This window comes from Priestia sp. JSM ZJ58 (assembly GCF_044383985.1).
Classification (GTDB): Bacteria; Bacillota; Bacilli; order Bacillales; family Bacillaceae_H; genus Priestia; species Priestia zanthoxyli.
Genome location: NZ_JBISEM010000008.1, coordinates 42,189 through 49,437, shown reverse-complemented (window position 1 = coordinate 49,437; position 7,249 = coordinate 42,189). Strand labels below are relative to the sequence as shown.

General features: G+C 36.2%; 10 protein-coding genes and 1 rRNA gene. All 11 read left to right on the top strand.

Annotated features, from left to right (window positions below; genetic code table 11):
* The first annotated feature begins 10 nt into the window (after positions 1–10).
* The 11 genes from rrf to rsmI all read left to right on the top strand — a co-directional run bounded on the left by rrf (position 11) and on the right by rsmI (position 7,248).
* A 5S ribosomal RNA gene (gene rrf, locus ACH6EI_RS26545) occupies positions 11–126 on the top strand.
* A gap of 138 nt (positions 127–264) precedes the next feature.
* Positions 265–447: a sigma factor G inhibitor Gin gene (locus ACH6EI_RS26540; protein WP_013081329.1), complete on the top strand. Its 183-nt coding sequence runs from the start codon at positions 265–267 to the stop codon at positions 445–447.
* Between the two features lie 153 nt (positions 448–600).
* Positions 601–2,025 (top strand): aminotransferase class I/II-fold pyridoxal phosphate-dependent enzyme, encoded by a 1,425-nt coding sequence (locus ACH6EI_RS26535; RefSeq protein ID WP_028412631.1) that lies wholly within the window; start codon positions 601–603, stop codon positions 2,023–2,025.
* 16 nt (positions 2,026–2,041) lie between these two features.
* Positions 2,042–2,668, top strand: a complete 627-nt coding sequence (gene tmk, locus ACH6EI_RS26530; protein ID WP_028412632.1) for a dTMP kinase — start codon at positions 2,042–2,044, stop codon at positions 2,666–2,668.
* Positions 2,669–2,731: 63 nt separating this feature from the next.
* On the top strand, positions 2,732–3,061 hold the full coding sequence (locus ACH6EI_RS26525; RefSeq protein WP_013054845.1) for a cyclic-di-AMP receptor: 330 nt from the start codon (positions 2,732–2,734) through the stop codon (positions 3,059–3,061).
* Positions 3,062–3,094: 33 nt separating this feature from the next.
* Positions 3,095–4,087: a DNA polymerase III subunit delta' gene (gene holB, locus ACH6EI_RS26520; RefSeq protein WP_013054846.1), complete on the top strand. Its 993-nt coding sequence runs from the start codon at positions 3,095–3,097 to the stop codon at positions 4,085–4,087.
* A 4-nt stretch (positions 4,088–4,091) separates the two neighbouring features.
* A complete protein-coding gene (locus tag ACH6EI_RS26515) occupies positions 4,092–4,919 on the top strand; it encodes a PSP1 domain-containing protein (protein WP_013054847.1) in 828 nt (275 codons plus the stop codon).
* Positions 4,920–4,933: 14 nt separating this feature from the next.
* Positions 4,934–5,299 (top strand): DNA replication initiation control protein YabA, encoded by a 366-nt coding sequence (gene yabA / locus ACH6EI_RS26510; protein WP_013054848.1) that lies wholly within the window; start codon positions 4,934–4,936, stop codon positions 5,297–5,299.
* A 78-nt stretch (positions 5,300–5,377) separates the two neighbouring features.
* Positions 5,378–6,124 (top strand): tRNA1(Val) (adenine(37)-N6)-methyltransferase, encoded by a 747-nt coding sequence (locus ACH6EI_RS26505; RefSeq protein ID WP_028412633.1) that lies wholly within the window; start codon positions 5,378–5,380, stop codon positions 6,122–6,124.
* Positions 6,111–6,398: a GIY-YIG nuclease family protein gene (locus ACH6EI_RS26500; protein WP_013054850.1), complete on the top strand. Its 288-nt coding sequence runs from the start codon at positions 6,111–6,113 to the stop codon at positions 6,396–6,398. Before ACH6EI_RS26505 ends, ACH6EI_RS26500 begins: the two co-directional genes overlap by 14 nt.
* Positions 6,376–7,248: a 16S rRNA (cytidine(1402)-2'-O)-methyltransferase gene (gene rsmI, locus ACH6EI_RS26495; RefSeq protein WP_016762698.1), complete on the top strand. Its 873-nt coding sequence runs from the start codon at positions 6,376–6,378 to the stop codon at positions 7,246–7,248. Before ACH6EI_RS26500 ends, rsmI begins: the two co-directional genes overlap by 23 nt.
* The last annotated feature ends 1 nt before the right edge of the window (position 7,249 follow it).

Genomic DNA, 7,249 nt, shown 5'->3' with positions numbered 1-7,249 from the left:
CAATCTCTTGTCTGGTGGCGATAGCGAAGAGGTCACACCCGTTCCCATACCGAACACGGAAGTTAAGCTCTTTAGCGCCAATGGTAGTTGGGACTTTGTCCCTGTGAGAGTAGGACGTTGCCAGGCACTTGAAAAAAGACTAGCTATTTTAGCTAGTCTTTTTTTATTATTCACAAAGTATAAGCTATCTACATAAAATGGGGTAAATGAACTGCATAAAGAAGTTACATCTTGTCGATACTTATTTAGTGGAGGTGGAGAGTAATGGAAAAACAAATTAAAACATGTTCCGTTTGTCATGAACAGCATACAAAGGGTATTGAGGTGTTTTCCAGCTTTATATGCCAACACTGCGAGGTAGAGATTGTAGAGGTGGATTCATCTCATTTTCGTTATCAATTGTTAGTAAATCAATTAAAGAGAATATCAGGAGCGTTTTCTTACTAAAAGCCCTTTTTTATAAGGGCTTCTTTATATGGCTCAAAAAAATCATCTAAGTTTGTTATAATGAAAGAAAAATGAATTTTGATAGGAAAAATGCTTACATATTCTTTTATCAAGTTAACAATGTTATATTTACAAAAAGTAAGGAATGGATGTATGGATACATATTTACCTTTATATAACCGTTTAGTAAGGCATAGCGAAAAGAGGTCACTCTCTTACCACGTGCCCGGCCATAAAAATGGTCAAATTCTACCTTCACATATTCAGTCTTCTTACGCAGATTTTTTGCAATACGATCTAACGGAAATTAGCGGATTAGATGATTTACATGAAGCAGAATCTGTTATTAAAGAAGCACAAGAGTTAACGGCAAAGTTGTATGGAGTAGATGAAAGCTTTTTTTTAGTTAATGGTTCTACTGTAGGCAACCTCTCAGCAATTTTATCTCTTTGTCAAGAAGGAGATAAAATTGCTGTTCAAAGAGATTCTCATAAATCTATTTTTAATGCTATTACTTTATCAAAGGCATCACCTATTTTTTTAGCTCCTGAAATAGATTCAAAAACACATCTTAGTACAGGTGTATCCATTAAAACAATTAAAGCGGCTTTAGAGCGTTCTGAGGATATAAAAGCATTTGTATTAACAAATCCTACTTACTACGGGGTGGCACGAGATTTAAAGGAGACCATTGACTTTATTCATAGCTACAATATTCCTATAGTTATTGATGAAGCTCATGGAGCCCATTTTATTTTAGGCAATCCTTTTCCGTCGTCAGCTGTTACGTATGGAGCTGACCTTGTCGTTCAGTCAGCACATAAAACGCTACCAGCTATGACAATGGGTTCTTATTTACATATGCAGGGAACATTAGTGAATAAGCAAGCGGTGCGCCATTACCTACAAGTACTTCAGTCAAGCAGTCCTTCATACCCTATTATGGCTTCTCTCGATTTGGCACGGTATTATCTGCAGCAGTTTACACAGCATGATATCGATAGAATGACTGACAATATTCATTCGTTTGTTGAAAAGATTAATAAGATTGATACACTTTCAACTATTAATGTGGAAACAGATCAAACTGCTACCGACCTTTTGAAAATGACATTGACTTGTTCGGCGGCAACAGGATATGATTTGCAAAAGGAACTGGAAAAACAAGATATTTATACAGAACTAGCTGACGTTAACTATGTATTGTTTGTTCTACCGTTAAGCAGCAGTTGGGACTTTAATGATACAATTAAGCGGGTTAGACAAGCAGTAGCAAATATACAGCGTAAGTCGTATGAAAAACCACTAATCAAACCATTTCGTTTTTCAAGGGCAACGGTTCTCCTGTCTATGGAAGAAAGAAAATTAAGGACAAAGCATATGTGTTCGTTTGAAGAAGCGATTGGGTGTGTAAGCGCACAATCTATTATTCCATATCCTCCTGGAATTCCTATTTTAATGGAGGGAGAAACGATTACGAGCAATCATATTGACTATATTTTGCATATTCAAAGGTTAAATGGTCATATTCAAGGCGGCTCTTGTATGGAAGAAGGAAAGATAGAAGTATTTAAATAGAGAAAGGAATTTATACATGTCAGGAACGTTTATTACATTCGAAGGGCCAGAGGGTGCTGGTAAGACGACCATCATCCATATGGTTCAACAAAAATTAATACAAGATGGCTATAACATTGTATTAACAAGAGAGCCTGGAGGCATACGAATTGCTGAACAAATTCGTGAAATCATCTTAAATCCATCTAACACGGAAATGGATGCCAGAACAGAAGCACTTCTTTACGCTGCGGCTAGGAGACAACATCTTGTAGAAAAAGTGATTCCTGAGCTAAATAAAGGGAATATAGTATTATGTGACCGTTTTATTGATAGCTCACTTGCTTATCAAGGAAATGCGCGGGGGATAGGTGTAGAAGATATTTTTGCTATCAATCAATTTGCTATTGAGCAAACGATGCCACAGGCCACTTTATATTTTGATATTGAGCCTGAGGTAGGATTAGAAAGAATTAATAAAGGTCGAAAAGATGAGATTAATCGATTAGATTTAGAATCCTTAGACTTTCATTACAAAGTACGAGATGGATATCTATCTCTTTTGAGTCAATTTCCAGAGCGTATTCGCCGAATTGATGCAAATCAATCCATTGAAAAGGTCTGTGAAGAAGCTTATAAACAGATACAATTGATTTTAAAATAAATACAGATGATTGTTATTCTTGCTATACTATTCTTAACAATAAAGTAAAATGAGGTGTTATTCATGAAATTAGTAATGGCCGTTATTCAAGATTCAGATAGCTCAAAGCTTTTAAATGCACTTGTAGAAAGAGGATTTCGTTCAACCAAATTATCAAGTACGGGCGGATTTTTAAAATCAGGGAATACAACAATTATGATTGGTACAGATGATCATAAAGTAGATGAAGTACTTGATATTATTAAGGGCCAATGTGAAAACCGCAGACAGATGATTTCTCCTGTGGCACCGATGGGTGGTAATGCAGATTCATACATTCCGTATCCTGTTGAAGTTGAAGTGGGCGGAGCTACAGTATTCGTACTACCAGTAGATCAATTTCATCAATTTTAAGAGAGAAGATTTTAAATAGAAAGTGATGATTGAATGGGAAATACATGGGAACAGCTTGAAGCTCTTCAGCCGAACGTATTAAAGATTTTGCAAAACAGCTTACTTAAAGAGCGAGTTGCTCATGCTTATTTATTTGAAGGAAGCAAAGGAACAGGTAAAAAACAAATTAGTTTTTTGTTTGCTAAAGCACTGTTTTGCCAAAATCCAGTTAATCATAGGCCATGCCATGAGTGCAGTAACTGCCGGCGAATTGATTCAGGTAATCATCCAGATATTCACTTGATTGAGCCAGCTGGTTTATCGATTAAAAAAGAGCAAATTCAATTCTTGCAATCAGAATTCACAAAAACCGGTGTTGAATCTAATAAAAAGTTATATATTGTGAATCATGTTGATAAAATGACAGTAAGCGCAGCAAATAGTTTACTGAAATTTTTAGAAGAGCCTGGCAACGGAACTTATGCAATTTTATTAACAGAAAATATACAGCGCTTATTAGATACGATTATCTCACGTTGCCAAGTAATATCATTTCGATCTCTTACACCAGAACAGTTAGCTGAAAAACTAGTAGAAAATGGCCTTTCCGCAGTAGATGCGTCCATCTTGTCTAATTTAACAAACAGCATTGATGAAGCAATTGAATTAAGTAAAGATGAATGGTTTGGACTTGCAATAAAGTTAGTGATACAATTATATGAAGTGTTAACAACGAGACCTCAACAAGCTCTTCTTTTTATTCATGAAAAGTGGGTAACACATTTTAAAGAAAAAGAACAAGCTCATATTGGTTTAACTTTATTGATGCTTCTTTACCGTGATTTGTTGACGCTGCAAGTTGGACAAGAGTCTAAAATCGTCTATCGTCATAAAATAGAAGAATTAAAACAGCAAGCTCTTCAGACAACGCAGGAAAAAGCGATTTATCGCTTAGAGGTTATCTTGAAGGCCAAAAATAAATTAAATTCAAATATGAATCTACAGTTATTAATGGAACAGCTGGTGTTGGATTTGCAGGAGGGATAAAAGCTTGTATGATGTAGTAGGCGTTCGCTTTAAAAAAGCGGGAAAAATATATTATTTTGACCCTGGAGAACTTACAATTCCAGATGGTGAGTTTGTTATTGTAGAAACAGTTCGTGGTGTTGAATTTGGCAGAGTGGTTATTAACAAAAAGCAAGTAAGTGAACATGATGTCGTGCTTCCTTTGAAAAAAGTAATCCGCATTGCTGAACAAAAAGACAGGCTGATTGTGGATGAAAATAAACAAGCTGCTAGAGAAGCGTATGACGTATGCGTGCAAAAAATTCAATCACACGATTTAGATATGAAGTTAGTAGATGTAGAATATACGTTTGATCGTAATAAAGTCATTTTTTATTTTACAGCAGACGGCCGTATTGATTTTAGAGAGCTAGTTAAAGATTTAGCTGCTATTTTCCGTACGCGAATTGAGCTTCGTCAAATTGGTGTACGAGACGAGGCAAAACTGTTGGGTGGGATAGGTCCTTGTGGACGTATGCTATGTTGCTCAACGTTTTTAGGTGATTTTGAGCCGGTTTCTATTAAGATGGCCAAAGACCAAAACCTATCGCTTAATCCAACGAAAATTTCTGGTTTATGCGGACGTTTGATGTGTTGTTTAAAATATGAAAATGATGAGTATGAAACGGCAAAAGAACAGCTTCCTGATATAGGCTCAACAATTAAAACTTCAGATGGTTCAGGACGTGTAGTAGGTTTGAATATTTTGGAAAGAATTATTCAAGTGGAACTGTCAGATCACGAACAAATTTTAGAGTATACTCTGGATGAGATCAATAATGAAGGTGCTGTTTCGTTTCAAGCCACAGATTAACGAGGTGGGCAAAGGTGGATAAAAAAGAGATTTTTGATTCGGTGACAAACATGGAGGAACAAATTGGTCATTTATATAAGCAGTTAGGTGAGTTGAAAGAGCATCTTGCTGAGCTAATTGAAGAAAATCATCATCTGCAAATAGAAAATGATCATTTGCGCCGTCGCCTTGACCAGACAAACTTCGAAACGAAGCTGAAAAATAGACATTCAAAAGCAAGCGCTCAAACAAAAGAGCAAAAACAAATTGATATCGGAGAAGGATATGACAATTTGGCTCGCCTTTACCAAGAGGGTTTTCATATTTGTAACATTCATTATGGAAGTGTGCGTAAAGATGGAGACTGTTTGTTTTGCTTGTCATTTTTAAATAAAAAGTAACAACACCTCTCCCTTTTGGAGAGGTTCTTTTTATGAGTAAAAGATGTAAATAATAGATGTACAAGGAGAAGAACGATTATGGTTGAGTTATATGGAGATGAACGTTTAGATTATCTATTAGCCGATGAGGAAATGCGCATTATTCAAAGTCCATCTGTCTTTTCCTTTTCATTGGATGCTGTGCTTTTATCTCACTTTGCTTATGTCCCAATTCGTAAAGGCAACTTGGTTGATTTATGTTCAGGAAACGGTGTAATCCCACTGTTTTTATCTAAACGAACAAAGGGAAAAATCATTGGTGTAGAAATTCAAGAGCGGCTACATAGTATGGCACAAAGAAGTATTGCGTATAATCAGCTGGATGGGCAGATTAAAATGATACATGGTGATTTAAAAAATGCACCTCAAGAACTGGGTTATGGAAAATATGATGTTGTAACATGTAATCCTCCTTATTTCACCACATCCAATAAAGAAGAAATAAATGAAAACGAACACTTTGCAATCGCTCGCCACGAAATTCATTGTTCGTTGGAAGATGTGATTAGAGCCAGTAGTCAACTAGTTAAGCAAGGCGGAAAAGTAGCATTGGTTCACCGTCCAGGGAGACTATTAGATATCGTTACGTTAATGAGGCAATACCGTTTAGAGCCAAAGAGACTTCAGTTTGTCTATCCTAAAGATGGGAAAGAAGCAAATACACTTTTAATTGAAGGTACGAAGGATGGAAGTCCAGATTTAAAGATTCTTCCTCCGCTGGTGGTCTACCAAGATAATGATGAATACACGGACGAATTAAAAAGGATTTTATATGGAACAGAATAATCATTATTTTTATGTAGTTGAATGCAAGGACTGTACGTATTACGCTGGTTACACGAATAATTTGCAAAAACGTATTTCTGTCCATAATGAAGGGAAAGGGGCAAAATATACGAGAGCAAGAAGGCCTGTTTCATTAATTTGGCATGAGGTGTTTACTTCTAAAACAGAAGCTATGCAAAAAGAGTATTGGTTCAAACAGTTAAGCAGAGTGCAAAAACAGGCTTACATTCGAAGGGAGCAAGAAAAGCAGAATGAAATCACAAAAAAGTTATGATGTATCGAATGAACGAGGCGTTTTATATTTAGTTCCCACTCCTATTGGAAACTTAGAGGATATGACATTTCGTGCGATTCGAATTTTAAAAGAAGTTGATTATATTGCCGCAGAAGATACGAGACAAACGAAAAAACTATGTAACCACTTTGAAATCGATACGCCTATTACAAGTTATCATGAACATAATAAACATACAAAAAGTGAACAGCTGTTAAGCGACTTGGACAGTGAAAAAAATATTGCTTTAGTAAGCGACGCGGGTATGCCCTGTATTTCAGATCCTGGTTATGAGTTAGTGGTAGCTGCCGTTAAAGAAGGATATACGGTTGTTCCGCTGCCGGGGCCTAACGCAGCATTAACAGCTTTAATTGCTTCTGGTCTACCTACAGGGCAGTTTTATTTCTATGGATTTTTAAACAGAAATAAAAAACAGCGTAAAGAACAGCTTCAAGAGCTTCAGTATATTAAAGAAAGCATGATATTTTATGAAGCCCCTCATCGATTAAAAGAAACGCTAAAGAGTATAGAAGAAATTTTAGGGAACCGATCTATTGTGTTATGTAGAGAGTTAACCAAACGCTATGAAGAATTTTTAAGAGGAAGCGTATTAGAAGCAATTGAATGGACAAATGCCACAGATATTAGAGGGGAATTCTGCTTAATTCTTGAAGGGACAAATGAAGAAGCGCCAGATGAAAGTAATCTATGGTGGGAACAGCTCACCATTATCGAGCACGTTGATCACTATGTAGAAGAAGGACTTTCAAACAAAGAAGCGATTAAGCAAGTGGCAAAAGACCGAGATGTATCAAAACGAGACATTTATAGTGAATATCACGTACATTAAA